At 60.8% G+C, this 15,117-nt stretch carries 17 protein-coding genes; 2 read left to right on the top strand and 15 right to left on the bottom strand.

Annotated elements, in window-relative coordinates:
* Window positions 1–6: 6 nt before the first annotated feature.
* The 4 genes from SK47_RS21690 to SK47_RS21705 are packed head-to-tail and all read right to left on the bottom strand — an operon-like array spanning window position 7 to window position 4,225.
* Complete coding sequence (locus SK47_RS21690) at window positions 7–693, bottom strand: D-lyxose/D-mannose isomerase (RefSeq protein WP_023315234.1); 687 nt, start codon at window positions 691–693, stop codon at window positions 7–9.
* Window positions 694–742: 49 nt separating this feature from the next.
* Window positions 743–1,684, bottom strand: coding sequence for an ABC transporter substrate-binding protein (locus tag SK47_RS21695; protein WP_003860240.1), 942 nt, complete (start codon window positions 1,682–1,684; stop codon window positions 743–745).
* Window positions 1,685–1,712: 28 nt separating this feature from the next.
* Window positions 1,713–2,708 carry an ABC transporter permease subunit gene (locus SK47_RS21700; protein WP_003860239.1) on the bottom strand — a complete coding sequence of 332 codons (996 nt, stop codon included), beginning with the start codon at window positions 2,706–2,708 and terminating at the stop codon, window positions 1,713–1,715.
* 2 nt (window positions 2,709–2,710) lie between these two features.
* Window positions 2,711–4,225 (bottom strand): sugar ABC transporter ATP-binding protein, encoded by a 1,515-nt coding sequence (locus SK47_RS21705; RefSeq protein WP_003860238.1) that lies wholly within the window; start codon window positions 4,223–4,225, stop codon window positions 2,711–2,713.
* A gap of 182 nt (window positions 4,226–4,407) precedes the next feature.
* Between SK47_RS21705 and SK47_RS21710 the strand changes: the two genes are divergently transcribed.
* Window positions 4,408–6,687, top strand: a complete 2,280-nt coding sequence (locus SK47_RS21710; RefSeq protein ID WP_048245140.1) for a hybrid sensor histidine kinase/response regulator — start codon at window positions 4,408–4,410, stop codon at window positions 6,685–6,687.
* Between the two features lie 69 nt (window positions 6,688–6,756).
* On the top strand, window positions 6,757–7,080 hold the full coding sequence (yjdP, locus tag SK47_RS21715) for a DDRRRQL repeat protein YjdP (protein WP_003860236.1): 324 nt from the start codon (window positions 6,757–6,759) through the stop codon (window positions 7,078–7,080).
* Between the two features lie 52 nt (window positions 7,081–7,132).
* Here yjdP and phnP read toward each other — a convergent pair whose 3' ends face one another.
* The 11 genes from phnP to phnF are packed head-to-tail and all read right to left on the bottom strand — an operon-like array spanning window position 7,133 to window position 15,112.
* Complete coding sequence (gene phnP / locus SK47_RS21720; RefSeq protein ID WP_045350753.1) at window positions 7,133–7,891, bottom strand: phosphonate metabolism protein PhnP; 759 nt, start codon at window positions 7,889–7,891, stop codon at window positions 7,133–7,135.
* A gap of 9 nt (window positions 7,892–7,900) precedes the next feature.
* Window positions 7,901–8,335, bottom strand: a complete 435-nt coding sequence (phnO, locus tag SK47_RS21725) for an aminoalkylphosphonate N-acetyltransferase (protein WP_045331392.1) — start codon at window positions 8,333–8,335, stop codon at window positions 7,901–7,903.
* Window positions 8,328–8,879, bottom strand: coding sequence for a ribose 1,5-bisphosphokinase (phnN, locus tag SK47_RS21730; protein WP_086531977.1), 552 nt, complete (start codon window positions 8,877–8,879; stop codon window positions 8,328–8,330). The genes phnO and phnN overlap by 8 nt, the downstream gene beginning before the upstream one ends.
* Window positions 8,876–10,012, bottom strand: a complete 1,137-nt coding sequence (gene phnM / locus SK47_RS21735; RefSeq protein ID WP_003860229.1) for an alpha-D-ribose 1-methylphosphonate 5-triphosphate diphosphatase — start codon at window positions 10,010–10,012, stop codon at window positions 8,876–8,878. The genes phnN and phnM overlap by 4 nt, the downstream gene beginning before the upstream one ends.
* Window positions 10,009–10,689 carry a phosphonate C-P lyase system protein PhnL gene (gene phnL / locus SK47_RS21740; RefSeq protein ID WP_003860227.1) on the bottom strand — a complete coding sequence of 227 codons (681 nt, stop codon included), beginning with the start codon at window positions 10,687–10,689 and terminating at the stop codon, window positions 10,009–10,011. Before phnL ends, phnM begins: the two co-directional genes overlap by 4 nt.
* A 9-nt stretch (window positions 10,690–10,698) precedes the next feature.
* A complete protein-coding gene (phnK, locus tag SK47_RS21745) occupies window positions 10,699–11,454 on the bottom strand; it encodes a phosphonate C-P lyase system protein PhnK (RefSeq protein WP_003860225.1) in 756 nt (251 codons plus the stop codon).
* Window positions 11,451–12,296 carry an alpha-D-ribose 1-methylphosphonate 5-phosphate C-P-lyase PhnJ gene (gene phnJ, locus SK47_RS21750; protein ID WP_006810438.1) on the bottom strand — a complete coding sequence of 282 codons (846 nt, stop codon included), beginning with the start codon at window positions 12,294–12,296 and terminating at the stop codon, window positions 11,451–11,453. The genes phnK and phnJ overlap by 4 nt, the downstream gene beginning before the upstream one ends.
* A complete protein-coding gene (locus SK47_RS21755; protein WP_023315237.1) occupies window positions 12,289–13,353 on the bottom strand; it encodes a carbon-phosphorus lyase complex subunit in 1,065 nt (354 codons plus the stop codon). Before SK47_RS21755 ends, phnJ begins: the two co-directional genes overlap by 8 nt.
* Window positions 13,353–13,937, bottom strand: a complete 585-nt coding sequence (phnH, locus tag SK47_RS21760; RefSeq protein WP_003860219.1) for a phosphonate C-P lyase system protein PhnH — start codon at window positions 13,935–13,937, stop codon at window positions 13,353–13,355. The genes SK47_RS21755 and phnH overlap by 1 nt, the downstream gene beginning before the upstream one ends.
* Window positions 13,934–14,386: a phosphonate C-P lyase system protein PhnG gene (gene phnG, locus SK47_RS21765; RefSeq protein ID WP_048245142.1), complete on the bottom strand. Its 453-nt coding sequence runs from the start codon at window positions 14,384–14,386 to the stop codon at window positions 13,934–13,936. The genes phnH and phnG overlap by 4 nt, the downstream gene beginning before the upstream one ends.
* The gene (phnF, locus tag SK47_RS21770; protein ID WP_003860215.1) at window positions 14,387–15,112 is read right to left on the bottom strand and encodes a phosphonate metabolism transcriptional regulator PhnF; all 726 of its coding nucleotides are present in this window, start codon (window positions 15,110–15,112) and stop codon (window positions 14,387–14,389) included.
* Window positions 15,113–15,117: the final 5 nt, after the last annotated feature.

The raw sequence follows: 15,117 nt of genomic DNA on the forward strand, positions 1-15,117 counted from the left end.
CACTCCTTATATCCGAAACAGGTTGTACTCGTTGCACAGCACCAGCACCGCCGGTTCGTCTTCTTCAATGGTGTTGTAGCGATCGATGGGCTGTAAAAAGTGGTTGTCGTGTTCATCGTCATTGACCGACGACACTTCGCCCACCAGCACGTCGCCAAAGCCGCGTTCACCCCAGAAACTGTGGTACAGGCCGGGCGTCAGGCAGATGCTCTCCCCTGGTGTGAGGCGCAGCTGGCTGCCGGGCGTGTGCGTCTGCCGACAGCCGTCGACGGTAACGGTCACGTCGGTGTTTTCGGTCTCTTCATGCGCGCCCGCATTCCATAACTCAATAATCAGATTCCCGCCGCCGCGGTTAATGATGTCCTCCCGCTTGCGCCAGTGAAAATGCATCGGCGTCACCTGGCCGTCGCGGACGTGCATGATTTTTTCGGCATAGCACTTTTCATAGGGCACGCCGTTGGGGGAGCCGTTGCGCAGGGTGAACAGCGTTAAGCCCTGTGCAGCGAAGTTGTTGCCACCAAATGCCGTCACGTCCCAGCCGAGCCTGAGGTCAAACACCTCCTGCCATGCGGCCTGGTCAAGCTGCTGCCATTTTGTCGGCGGAAAGCTGGCAAAAGGCGGGAGATGCACGTCGTGCATGGAGAAGAACTGCCGCGTATGGCCGAGGATTTCATTGATGTCGGAGCGTTTCATGGGGACTCCTTGAAAACAGTTCCCTCTCCCGGTGGGAGAGGGAAAAGGATCATTTAACCGTCCACCCTTTATACGTGCCGACGTTCTTTTTATCGATCATCGTCACCGGGATCAGCACAGGCTCTTTCGGCGCAGGTTTGCCCTGAAGAATGTCATAGCCGATCTCCACCGCCTTCGCCGCCATCACCTGCGGATCCTGCGCTGGCGTCGCCACAAACAGGGAGTTTTCGCGCTTCAGGGCTTCTTCACCGTCCGGGCTGCCATCCACACCAACGATAAAGAACTCGTTGCGCTGCGCCTGCTTCGCGGCCAGATCGGCGCCGATCGCGGTAGGATCGTTAATCGCGAATACGCCGTCTATCTTCGGATTAGCCGCCAGCAGGGAGGTCATGACCTCCAGCCCGCCTTCACGGCTGCCTTTGGCGTTCTGGTTATCCGAGAGCACTTTGATATCCGGGTGGCGCCTGAACTCGGTCTGGCAGCCCTCCACGCGGTTTTGTACCGCAGAAACCGGCGGCCCGTTGATGATCACCACGTTGCCTTTACCTTTCAGGCGGTCGGTAATGTACTTACAGGCCATCTCACCCGCCTGGGTGTTATCGGAGGTGATGGTCGCATCGGCCCCTTCCGCCGCCACGTCAACCGCCACGACCACGATCCCCGCCTCTTTGGCGCGTTTTACCGCCGGGCCGATCCCTTTGGAATCCGCGGCGTTGAGGATGATCATGTCCACTTTCGCCGCAATGAAGTTATCAATCTGCGACACCTGCTGGCCCAGATCGTACCCGCTGGAGACCAGCGTCACCTTGACGTTGTCCCCCGCCAGCTTGCGCGCTTCCAGCTCGGCACCTTTGGTGATCTGCACGAAGAACGGGTTAGCCAGGTCGCCCACCGTCACGCCGATGGATTTCAGATCTTTTGCCTGCGCAAACGGGGTTGCGGCCAGCAGCGCGCCAGCACAGAGCGCGGTCACTAAGGGCTTCAATCTCATGCTGTATTCCTCACGTAGGGTATTGTTGTTATGCACTTTGATGGTGTCGGGTACGGTATTTGTCGATCAGCACCGCAATGATGATCACCGCCCCTTTGATCACCAGCTGCCAGAAGTAGGAGACGCCCATCAGCGTCATGCCGTTGTTGAGGGTGGCGATGATCAAGGCACCGACCAGCGTGCCGGTGATCGTGCCGATCCCGCCGACGAAGCTGGTGCCGCCGAGGATCACCGCCGCAATTGCATCCAGCTCATACCCCGTGCCGAGGTTGCCATTGGCGCTGTAGAGACGTGAAGCGCTCATGACGCCGCCGAGACCGGAGAGCAGGCCGCTCATGCCGTAGACAAACAGCAGCACCAGCCAGACCTTAATGCCCGTTAAGCGCGCCGCCTGCATATTGCCGCCGACCGCATAGATGTGAACGCCGAGGGTTGTGCGACGCAGAATAAACCAGCACACCACAATCACCGCCAGGGCGATCACAACCAGCCAGGGGATCGGGCCGAGGTAGTTATTGCCGATCCACTCGAAGTTGATGTTGGAGTTAATGACCGTCGTGCCGTCCGCCAGCAGGTAGGCCGCGCCGCGCAGCGCCGTGTAGGTGCCGAGCGTGACGATAAATGGCGGAAGTCCGGCGAAGGCCACCAGCGCGCCGTTGAACAGCCCCAGTACCATACCGAGCATTAGCGCCGCCGGAATGGAGAGCATCGCAAATTCAGGGATAAGCGAGACCACCATCGCCGCCACCGCCGTGGTGCCCAGAATCGAGCCCACGGAGAGGTCAATCCCGCCGGTCAGGATGATGAAGGTCATCCCGGCCGCCAGAACAATGTTGATCGACGCCTGCCGGGTAATATTGAGCAGGTTACTTTCTGTGAAAAAGTTCGGAGCGATAAAGCCAAATACAGCCACAATCAGGATTAAAATCGGCAAAATGCCGATCGTTTGCATCAGATCGCTCATCAGCATTTTTTTGGCAGAGGCGGATTTCGCCACCTGCTGCGGATGGGTTGGAGTTGTCATAATTACACCGCCTGATGATGTGTGTCGTTCACGCCGGTTGCCAGCGTCATGATGTTTTCCTGAGAGATGTCGCGCCCGTGCAGTTCACCCGCAATGCTGCCTTCCCGCATCACGTACACCCGGTCGCTCATTCCTACTACTTCCGGCAGCTCGCTGGAGATCATCAGGATCGCCACCCCTTTGCGCGCCATCTGGTTCATGATGCGGTAGATCTCGCTTTTTGCCCCGACGTCCACGCCGCGCGTGGGTTCGTCCAGAATCAGAATGCGCGGGCCTATCGCCACCCAGCGGGAGATCAGCAGTTTTTGCTGGTTGCCGCCGGAGAGCCCGCCTGCGCGCACCTGAGAATGCGGCACGCGGATATTGAGCAGGGCGATGGCGTCATCGGAAATCGACTGCGCTTTTTTGCGGTTCAGCCAGCCGAAGGTGGCGTCGCGCTCCAGCGTCGCCATGGTGATGTTCTCCTGCGCCGCCAGCTCCAGAAATAGCCCCTGCTCCTTGCGGTTCTCGGTGAGAAAACCGATGCCGTTCTCAATGGCCGCGCGCGGGGAGTGGATCACCACCGGTTCGCCGTCCACTTCAATCATGCCGCCGGTGGCTTTGCGCACGCCGAAGATCAGCTGCGCCAGCTCAGAACGCCCGGCGCCGACCAGCCCTGCCAGCCCGACGATTTCACCGGAGCGCACCTGCAAACTGCACGGCTGCACTTTTTTGCCATCCGTGAGGTGATGCACGTTCAGACGCGGGCTGCCGAGCGGAATATCGCGCTCTTTGTTAAACAGGTCGCTTAACGGACGACCCACCATCATGCGCACCAGCTCGGAGGCGTTGAGCTTGTCGCGCGTCAGGCTGCCGACGTATTGCCCGTCGCGTAGCACGCTGACGCGATCGGAAAGCTCATACACTTCCGCCATGCGGTGGCTGATGTAGATAATCGCCATCCCTTCATCGCGCAGGCGCAAAATCAGTTCGAACAGACGGTGGGTTTCGCGTGAGGAGAGGGCGGCGGTAGGTTCGTCCATCACCAGAATGCGGCTGTTGCGGTGCAGCGCGCGGGCGATCTCCACCTGCTGTTGCTCGGCGATGGTCAGTTTCATGACCAGGTCGGTGGCGCTGAACTGCGCGCCCAGACGGTCAATGACCGCCTGGGCCTGGGCAGCCATCTCTTTGCGCTGGACCAGCCCGCCGCGCGACAGCTCGCTACCGAGAAAAATGTTTTCCGCCACGGTCAGGTTAGGAGCAAGCTGCATCTCCTGATAAATCAGGGTAATGCCTGCGGCCAGCGCATCCTTCGGCCCTTTGATGTGAAACGGCTGACCGTCGATGAGGATGTCGCCGCTGCTGGCGGTATAGGCGCCTGCGAGGATCTTCATCAGCGTGCTCTTTCCGGCGCCGTTTTCCCCCATCAGCGCGTGGATCTCACCGGGGAAAACCGTCAAATCCACGCCCTTGAGCGCGTGGAAATTGCCAAAGGTTTTGGCAATGTGGCGCATCTCTAAAACCGGGGTTCTGCTCATGGCGGATCTCCTGTGAATGTCGATATCTGCACTTCATCACAGGCGCGTAAATGCAAAATGTCAGAAGCTGTTCATATTTGTCATAGTTATGAATAGCTAATCGCCATCACATTTTCCTTTTCCCTCTCCCTGTGGGAAGAGGGCCAGGGTGAGGGCACCAAACCGCAGAGGAGCCCAAACCCATGCCATCACGCCCCCCGTTCTTCACCAGCGCCCGCGGTCGCCTGCTGATATTTAACCTGCTGGTGGTGGCGGTAACGCTGATGGTCAGCGGCGTGGCGGTGCTCGGCTTTCGTCATGCCAGCCAGATCCAGGAGCAGGTGCAGCAGCAAACGCTGGATGACATGACCGGCAGCATGAACCTCGCGCGCGACATGGCCAATGTGGCAACGGCGGCGGTGCGGCTGTCGCAGGTGGTCGGTGCGCTGGAGTACAAAGGCGAAGCTGAGCGGCTTAAACAGACGCAAATGGCGCTGCGCCACTCGCTGGAGCAGCTTGCCGATGCGCCGCTGGCGCAGCAGGAGCCGGCGCTGGTGACGCGTATTATTCGCAGGAGCAATGAGTTACAGCAGAGCGTGACGGGAATGCTGGAGCGCGGGCAAAAACGGCATCTGGAGCGTAACGCGCTGCTCAGCGCGCTGTATCAAAGCCAAAGCTACCTGCGTCATTTGCAGGATATCAACCGTCGTTACGCGAGCAATGTGCCAGACGCCCGGCAGCTTGCAGAGATGGACAGGCTGATCGTTGCCGCCATTGATACCCCTTCACCGCGCGCCACGGTGCAGCAGCTGGATGCAGTAACCGCGATGTTACCCGCGAGCGCCCTGCAACCGGTGGTCAACCTGGTGCTCCCGGATTTTAATGATGAGCTGCGCAAGCTCGCGCCACTGTCGAAGCAGCTGGAAGAGAGCGATCTGTCCATCAGCTGGTACATGTTCCACATCAAGGCGCTGGTAGCGATATTAAACCGCGACATCAATCAGTACGTTGAACAGGTGGCGCAGGCCTCCCGGCTGCGTACCGCCCAAAGTCACCAGGAGCTGCGCTCCATCAGCGTGTTTATCAGCGTTTTCGCGGTGCTGGCGCTGATCATCACCGGCTGCGCCTGCTGGTATATTTATCGCAATCTGGGCTCCAACCTGACGGCTATCTCAAGGGCAATGTCGCGTCTCGCTCACGGAGAGCAGAATGTGTCGGTGCCCGCACTACAGCGGCGTGATGAGCTGGGGGAACTGGCGCGCGCGTTTAACGTTTTTGCACGCAATACCGCTTCGCTGGAGCACACCACGCGGCTGCTTAAGGAGAAGACCTCGCAGATGGAGGTCGACCGCATCGAACGTCAGGGGCTGGAGGAGGCGCTGCTGCACAGCCAGAAAATGAAGGCGGTCGGGCAACTGACGGGCGGTCTGGCGCATGATTTTAATAACCTGCTGGCGGTGATTATCGGCAGTCTGGAGCTGACCGATTCAGCGTCACCGGACGCGCCGCGCATCACTCGTGCGCTCAAAGCCGCGGAACGCGGGGCCATGCTCACCCAGCGTCTGCTGGCCTTCTCGCGCAAGCAATCCCTGCAACCCCATGCGGTAGAGATGAAGCCGCTGCTGGAGAACCTGAGCGAGCTGATGCGGCACTCCCTTCCCGCCACGCTGACGCTGGATATTGAAGCGCAAACCCCGGCCTGGCCCGCATGGATTGACGTCAGCCAGCTGGAAAACGCCATTATCAACCTGGTGATGAACGCCCGTGATGCAATGGAGGGGCAAAACGGTGTGATTAAAATCCGCACCTGGAACCAGCGTGTGACCCGCAGCGACGGGCGCAGGCAGGATATGGTCGCGCTGGAGGTGATTGACCACGGCTGTGGGATGTCGCAGGAGGTGAAATCGCAGGTCTTTGAACCGTTCTTCACCACCAAACAGACCGGCAGCGGCAGCGGATTAGGGCTGTCGATGGTGTACGGCTTTGTGCGTCAGTCCGGGGGGCGCGTTGAGATCGAAAGCGCGCCGGGGCAGGGAACCACCGTGCGGCTCCAGCTGCCGCGCTCGACGCTGCCCGCGTTCTCCAATGATGCCGCGCTGGCGACCACGGCCCCGACAGAAAGTGAGCTGCTTGTGCTGGTCCTGGAAGATGAGGCGGGCGTGCGGCATACCCTGTGTGAGCAACTGCACCAGCTTGGCTACCTGACGCTCGAAGCCGAAAACGGCGAGCAGGCGCTGAACATGCTGGACGCATCACCGGATATCGGCATGTTTATCAGCGACCTGATGCTGCCGGGCGGCCTGAGCGGTGCGGAGGTGATCGGCCATGTACGCAGCCACTATCCGCAGTTGCCGGTGCTGCTGATCAGCGGGCAGGATTTGCGCCCGGCGCATAACCCACAGCTGCCGGACGTTCCGTTACTGCGTAAGCCGTTTACCCGCCAGCAGCTGGCGCAGGCACTGCGGAAGGTGATGGTAATTTGAGATTCCTCCGCTACTCCCGTTAACAGCCAGTCATTACTTTAAGGCCAGTTCACCTGCGAGTCTGGCCTTATGAAACGTTACTCTACCGCTCTGTTATTGGGTCTGCTGACTTTAACCAGCCAACTGGCGCATGCCGATGTGATTGATGACGCCATTGGCAACATTCAGCAGGCGATCAACGATGCCTACAACCCCAGCAGCAGCCGTAATGACGATGACGACGATCGTTACGACCGCAGCCGTCAAATCGACAGCCGACAGTACGACGATCGTCGTCGGCAGCTCGAAGACAGACGCCGCCGTTTAGACGAGCGTCAGCGTCAGTTGGACGACGACAGGCGTCGGTTAGAAGAGGACGAGCGCAGGTTGGAAGACGATTACGATCGCGGCTAAGTGCGGCCTGTTGCCCTCACCCCAACCCTCTCCCACGGGAGAGGGAGAAAACCTAATCCAGCACCATCACCATCCCGTCATACCCCGCTTCAATGCCGGACGGCAGCGGGTTATCCATCATCCACACGTCAAACTGATGGCTGATATGCGTCAGGATCACCTGCGGACAGCCAATCACCTCGTTCAGCGCAATCACCGTATTCAAATCACAATGGTTGCGCGGCGTCTCCGGGCGCGGTTCATGGCTACAGTCGATAATCATCGCCTGCGGCTGATTGTTTAGCAGAAACGTCACCGTTTTATCCGGCAGTCCGGCGGTATCAGAAAGCCACGCCACGCGGCTGTGGGCGGACTCCAGCAGATAGCCAAACGTGAGTTTTGAATGGTTGAGCGGCAGCGGCGTGACCCGCAAGCCCTGAAGTTCAAACGTCACAAATGGCTCCACCGTGTGGCTGAAATCCAGGATGCCCGGATGTTTGAACAGATCGTCACAGCCTGCCTCGTCTGGCGGACCGTAGACGGGAATGGTGGCGCCTACGCCCCAGCGCAGAGGGAAAAGCCCCTGAACGTGATCCATATGATAATGGGTAAGCAAAAACTGCTGGAAGCTGCCCGCAGGCCAGTCGTCCATCAGGTGTGGAATACCCGCGTCCAGCAAGGTGACCGCATCGTTGAATTTCACCGCCGCGCTACAGGGGCGACGGCGATAATTTTCCTGTAAACGCGCCCGTCGGCACGCCGCGCAGTCGCAGCCAAACACCGGCACCAGCTGCGCCCCTCCGGTTCCTGTCAGCGTGATCGTCAGACTCATAACGCCCCTCTACAGCGGTTTGGTGAAGCGGAAATGGCTTTGCGTATACCCTTCACGAACATAAAAACGGTGCGCGTCCACGCGCTTCACGCTGGTGGAAAGCTCGGTCAGCTCGGCGCCTGCCTGCCGTGCGACGTCCTCTGCCCAGGCCAGCAGCTGGCTGCCCACTTTTAATCCGCGCGCCTGCGGCATCACCACCAGTTCCTGGATCTCGCCGATCCAGCGGGCGTGGTGCAGGTGAAACTGCATATGCAGGCCGATCATCCCGATGATCTGCCCGTCCAGCTCGGCCAGCTGGTAGCGCATATTGTGATCCCGCAAGTTGGCCAGATACCCGGCGTGAAACGCCTGATGATCGAACTCGGCCTGCTTAAGTTCGCAGATCAGCGCGTAAACGATCGGCGCATCGTCGGCGGTGGCGGGGCGAAGCTGGCAGTCAGGCATGTTGTTTCTCCTTCTGGCGAATAAGCGATAGAAAGGTCTCGACTGACTGTAGCAAACTTCCGTCGTTATTGAGGAGATGGCAACCCGACGGGGTGTAACGCGCCGCCCGTTCCAGCCGCTGGTCGATCTCGCGCGCGTTTTCGCGCCCCCGCTTTTGCAGCCGGCTACGCAGAACGTCCGGGGAAACCTGCAAACAGACCGGGAGCAGCGCCGCTTCGTACCGGGCGCGAGCCTGCGGGAGATGCGCCCGCGAGCCGTTGACCAGCACGTCAAAGCCCGCGTGCAGCCAGAGGTCGATCTCGATGCCGACGCCATAGTAGTAACCGTTGGCATGCCAGCTCAGCGCCAGCAGGTTTTGCCCGGCGCGGGTAAAAAACTCCTGCTCGCTCAGGGCGATATGGTTTTCACTCCCGGCGTTTGCCGCGCGGGTAATGTAGCGGTGCGCCACCAGCAGCTGTGAATGTTCCCGCTGCCGTAACGCCGACAGCAGGCTGTCCTTCCCGGAGCCGGACGGGCCCATTAACCAGATGAGTCTTCCCATCAGAACACCCTTTTTCCCTGACGCCAGACGTGGTCGATATGAACGTGCTCGCCCTTGCGGTGCGCCAGCACCAGGTCTGCCCGTTTGCCTTCGGCAATCTCACCGCGATCGTGAAGGTTGAGCGCGCTGGCCGGGTTTTTTGTCACCAGGCGAATCGCCTGTGGCAGCGTGAAGCTGTTGCCCTCGTCGTCCGCCACCCGGAACGCCGCGTCCAGCAGGCTGGCGGGGTAATAGTCAGAGGAGAGGATATCCAGCAGGCCGAGCGAGGCGAGCTTGCTTGCCGCCACGTTGCCGGAGTGCGACCCGCCGCGTACGATGTTCGGCGCGCCCATCAGGACGTTCATGCCATGCTTACGCGATGCTTCTGCCGCCTCGAACGTGGTGGGAAATTCGGCGATCACGCTCCCAAGCTGGTGGGATTCGCGCACGTGATCGTGCGTGGCGTCATCATGGCTGGCCAGGGCAATATTACGGTCCCGGCACATAGCGGCAATGGAGAGGCGATTCGGCTGCGACCACTGGGCCGCCAGCGCCAGCTGCTCTTCTTCGTAGCGCGCCATCTCCGCGTCGCTGAGAGAATATTTGCCCTGATAGTATTCGCGATACTTTTCAATGTTGGCGAACTGGCGCTGTCCCGGCGAGTGATCCATCAGGGAAACCAGCGAGACCGGCTCGCGGCCCACCAGCTTCTCAAACAGCGGCAGGGTGGTGTGGTGCGGCAGCTCGCAGCGCAGGTGCAGGCGGTGCTCGGCGCGGTTGAGGCCGCGCTTTTGCGTCTCCTCCACGGCGTTGATCATCTTCTCCAGGTTCTCCAGGCGATCGCCGCCGTCGCGCACGTCGCCGATCGCCACCGCGTCCAGCACCGTGGTGATGCCGCTGGCGACCATCAGCGCGTCGTGGCTGCTCATCGCTGAATGCGCAGGCCAGTCCACCTTCGGGCGCGGGGTGAAGAATTTATCGAGATTATCGGTATGCAGCTCAATCAGCCCCGGTAGCAGCCAGCCGCCTTCGCCGTCCATCGCGTCCGGTGAGCGGCTCTGGGTTTCGGCAAAGGCGCGGATGACACCGTCCCGCACCTCAACCGAGCCGTTCACGACCTCATTTTCCAGCACCAGCCTGACATTATTGATAATCATACGTTTGTCCCCATCGGGTGCAGTCTGTCCGCCACGCGATGGCGTACGGCGTCGTCGTGGAAGATCCCGACGATCGCCGCGCCGCGCGCTTTGGCCTGTTCGATCAGTTCTATCACCGCTGCGCTGTTTTTACTGTCGAGCGAGGCGGTGGGTTCATCCAGGAGTAAAATCGGGTAATCGACGATAAAGCCACGGGCGATGTTGACGCGCTGCTGCTCGCCGCCGGAAAAGGTCGACGGGGCGAGGTGCCACAGACGCTCCGGTACGTTGAGACGCGTCAGCAGGCTGGCGGCTTTAGCGGCGCAGGTTTCGCGCGGCACGCCGAGATCCAGCAGAGGCTGCATGACCACGTCCAGGGCGGAGATCCGCGGGATCACCCGCAGGAACTGGCTGACCCAGCCGATCGTCGAGCGGCGTACTTCCAGCACTTTGCGCGCGGGAGCCTGGACCAGATCAACCCATTCATTGTTATGGCGGATATGGATATGGCCTTCGTCCGGCAGATAATTGGCGTACAGGGAGCGCAGCAGGGTGGATTTTCCGCTGCCGGAATGGCCATGCAGCACCACGCATTCGCCGTTGCTGACCTCTAATGAGGCATTTTGCAGTACCGGCAGGCGGACACCGTTTTGCTGGTGGAGCACAAAGGTTTTACTGACATTTTCAACGTGGATCATGTTGGCCTCTTAATTCTGTAATACCGAGGACACCAGCAGTTGGGTGTACGGATGATGGGGATCGTCGAGCACCCGATCGGTCAGCCCACTTTCCACCACCTGACCCTGCTTCATCACCAGCAAGCGGTCCGCCAGCAGGCGCGCAACGCCTAAATCGTGGGTGACAATCACTACCGCCAGGTTCAGCTCCACCACCAGGCCGCGCAGCAGATCCAGCAGGCGCGCCTGCACGGAGACGTCCAGCCCACCGGTCGGTTCATCCATAAACACCAGCTTCGGATGGGTGACGAGATTGCGGGCAATCTGTAAACGCTGCTGCATGCCGCCGGAGAAGGTTGTCGGCAGGTCGTCGATGCGCGAGGCGGGGATTTCAACCTCTTCCAGCCAGTGCTGCGCCGTGGCGCGGATGTTGCCGTAGTGGCGCGCGCCGGTGGCCATCAGCCGTTCGCCGATGTTGCCCCCCGCCGAGACCTGGCGGCGCAGGCCATCCATCGGGTGCTGGTGCACCACGCCCCACTCGGTGCGCAGCAGGCGGCGGCGCTCGGCTTCGCTCATGCCATACAGCGACACGCCCTCATACAAAATGTCGCCATTCTGCGGCGTCAGGCGCGCGGAGATGGACTTCAGCAGGGTGGTTTTACCGGAGCCGGACTCGCCGACAATGCCCAGCACTTCGCCCGGCCACAGCTCAAACGACACGTCGCTAAAGCCTTTGCCCGGTGCATAAAGGTGAGTCAGGTTATTAACCGAAAGCAGCGGTTTCATTGGCTGTTCGCCTCGCTCTGTTGGCGGCAGTAATCGGTGTCGGAGCAGACAAACATCCGTTTGCCCGTGTCGTCCAGCACCACTTCATCCAGATAGCTATGCTTCGAGCCGCAGATGGCGCACGGCTCGTCCCACTCCTGCACCGTAAACGGGTGATCGTCAAAATCCAGGCTCTCCACACGGGTGTACGGCGGTACGGCGTAGATGCGTTTTTCCCGTCCGGCACCAAAAAGTTGCAGGGCGGGCATCATGTCCATCTTCGGGTTATCGAATTTCGGGATCGGCGACGGGTCCATCACGTAGCGGCCGTTCACCTTCACCGGATAGGCGTAGGTGGTGGCGATATGGCCGAAGCGGGCGATGTCCTCATACAGTTTGACCTGCATGATCCCGTACTCTTCCAGGGCGTGCATGGTGCGGGTTTCGGTTTCCCGCGGCTCGATAAAACGCAGTGGCTCCGGGATCGGCACCTGGAAAATCAAAATCTGATCTTCAGTCAGCGGGGTCTCCGGAATGCGGTGACGGGTCTGGATCAGCGTCGCGTCTTCGGTTTTTTCAGTGGTGTTGACGCCCGTTACGCGCTTAAAGAAGTTGCGGATCGACACGGCGTTGGTGGTGTCGTCTGCCCCCTGGTCGATGACCTTCAGCACGTCCGCTTCGCCGATCACGCTGGCGGTGATCTGAATACCGCCGGTGCCCCAGCCGTAGGGCATCGGCATTTCGCGGCCGCCGAACGGCACCTGGTAGCCGGGGATCGCCACAGCCTTAAGGATGGCGCGGCGGATCATGCGTTTAGTTTGCTCGTCCAGATAGGCAAAGTTGTAGCCGCTTAAGTTAGCCATTGGCGCGCTCCCGTTGCAGGCGTTTCAGCAGTTCCAGTTCGGCCTGGAAATCGACGTAGTGCGGCAGCTTGAGGTGCGAGACAAAGCCGGCGGCCTCAACGTTATCCGCGTGGGCCAGCACGAACTCTTCGTCCTGTGCCGGGCCGGCAATATGCTCGCCGTAGTCCGGCGCCTGGAGCGCACGGTCAACCAGCGCCATCGCCATCGCCTTGCGCTCGCTCAGGCCATACACCAGCCCGTAGCCGCGGGTAAAATGCGGATCTTCATTCTCTGGCGCGACAAAACCGTTGACCATTTCGCACTCGGTCATCAGCAGTTCGCCGATGTTCACCGCAAAACCCAGCTCTTCCGGCACAATTTCGACATCGAGATAACCGCTGCGGATCTCTGCCGCGAACGGGTGGTTGCGCCCGTAGCCGCGCTGCGTGGAGTAGGCCAGCGCCAGCAGATACCCTTCATCGCCGCGCATCAGCTGTTGCAGGCGGGACGAGCGCGAACAGGGATAGACCGGCGGCGTGCGAGTGATGTCATCCGGTGTGCTGCCGGTGTCTTCTTCCGCCTTCGCCAGCCCCTGGTTTGCCAGCAGGCTAAAGACGTGCGGGGAGGCGTCTTGTTCAGCGTCAGAGACGCTGAGCTGCGGTGTTTCACCGTTCGCCAGTAGACTGAAGTCCAGCAGGCGATGGGTGTAGTCGTAGGTCGGACCAAGCAGCTGGCCGCCAGGAATATCTTTGTACACCGCAGAAATACGTCGCTCTAAACGCATTTCCGCCGTTTTCACCGGCTCGCTTACCGCCAGCTTCGCAAGCGTAGTGCGGTAAGCGCGCAGCAGGAAAATGGCTTCCACGTTATCGCCGCTGGCCTGTTTCAGCGCCAGCGCCGCCAGCTCGCGGTCTGCGATGCCGCCTTCGGTCATCACGCGGTCGACGGCCAGGTTTAACTGCTGTTCAATCTGGGCGACGCTCAGCTCGGGTAAGGCGTCATCCCCCCGGCGTCTGTGCGCCTGCAAGGCATGGGCGGCGGCGATCGCCTTCTCGCCCCCTTTGACGGCAACGTACATCAGCACACCTCCACGTGAGTGGTTCTCGGGATCGCCAGCAGGCGCTCGCCGCAGGTCAGGATCAGGTCGATACCGAGCGGGAACGGATGCGGGCGCTCGGTCAGCTCATGAATGATGCACTCCGGCAGCTGGGGGGCGACCATCCGCTCGTCGGCGATCCCTGCCCCCGTCAGGCGTAGCATGCGGCCACCGCTCAGGCTGGAGACCTGCAAAATCAGCGTAGCGCTGGTTTCCGGTGCGACGGCGCTGCCTTCGCTCAGGGCATTAAGTTGTTCATGGCTGATTTGCTCGTCGGCCACGGCGAAGACCGCCTGCTGGGGCTGCTCGACCAGCGGCGCGTTGGTGTGAAAGCGCAGGTTCTGGCTGGCGATATCGTTCAGCAATGCCCCTGACAGCCATACCGGGGTGTCGTTGTCCGCCAGCGTCAGCAGCACGCTGGTAGAGGCGAGGTTCAGCGGCAGCCAGCCCTGGGAGAGCTGGTGCAGCGAGACAATGACGCCCGGCTCGCTCATGGCTTTCAGCAGGCGACGGAAACTCTGTTGGGCATCCTGGACGGCCAGGGTAAAAGCAGGTTGAAGCGTCATGCGTTGTCTCCGCGAACGAGCGTAAAGAAGTCGACCCGGCTGGTATTTACTTCGGCCTGACGCGCGGCAAGGCGTGCGGCGCGGTCAGCTTCCAGCGGGGCAATAAGGGTTTCCATTAACGTCTGAAAATGCGGCTTTTCCTGTAAAAGCGCGTCGATCGCTGCGCAGCGCTCGGCGTGCGTTTTGTCGCGGCCAAGTACGTAGCCGTAGCCCAGCGTGCCGCTTTTCAGGCGGATCACCGCGCGGGTGAGGGTGGCATCGCCGGCGAAGAAGCGCTCGCCGGTGCCGCCCATGCGTGCCTGGATCTGCACCAGGCCGATCTCCGGCGCGCGGATCGTGTCGTAATCCGGCGTCAGGCCGAGCGCGTTCATGCGGGCAGCCAGCGCAGCAGGCTGGCTGTGGGCCAGCACGCGCATCCAGCGCTGACGAGTGGAGGTGTCGAAGTGCATTCAGTGCTCCATGGTAAATTCAATCATGTCGGCGCGGGTCAGGCTGACGGAGTATTCCGTTGCGTTGACGTCGCCGTCACGGTGGTTGAGGGTGCGCACGCAGAGCAGCGGGGCCATGTTGGGGATCTCCAGCACCTTGCTCTCTTTCGCCTGCGCGCGGCGGGCGCTGATGCGCGTCTGGGTGCGTTTGAGCACGATACCCGTCGCGTCCTGAAGAAAATCATGCAGGGAACCGCTGGCGAAATGTTGCAGAACGGGCCAGAGGGTGAGGTCCGCGAAGTAGTGGTCGATCTGACAGACCGCCACGCCGTTCACCCGGCGCAACGTGCGCAGGTGAACGACGTTGTCGCCCTCCTGAATCCCCAGCGCGTCCGCCACGTGGCGGGAGGCCGGGCGCAGGACAGACAGCAGCTTTTCGCTGGTGGGGTGGCTGCCCTGATCGAGAAGGTTCTGGCTAAAACGCGCCTGGGCATTGAGCGGGTAGTCAAACGGACGCATCAGCACCAGCACGCCGACGCCCTGACGACGCTGGACCCAGCCGCGCTCCACCAGTTGATCGATGGCACGACGCAGGGTGTGACGATTCACTTCGTAGCGGTCGGCAAGCTGCTGCTCGGCAGGCAGGTAGTCTCCGCAGCGATAGTGCGTGCGCAGCTCCACTTCGAGCTTTGCCGCAATCTCTTGCCAGCGGGTGGGGTAACTGGTCGGATGTCTGGATAAGTGCATACCAA

The sequence above is a fragment of the Enterobacter sp. BWH52 genome, from assembly GCF_001037565.1.
Lineage (GTDB): Bacteria > Pseudomonadota > Gammaproteobacteria > Enterobacterales > Enterobacteriaceae > Enterobacter > Enterobacter hormaechei_C.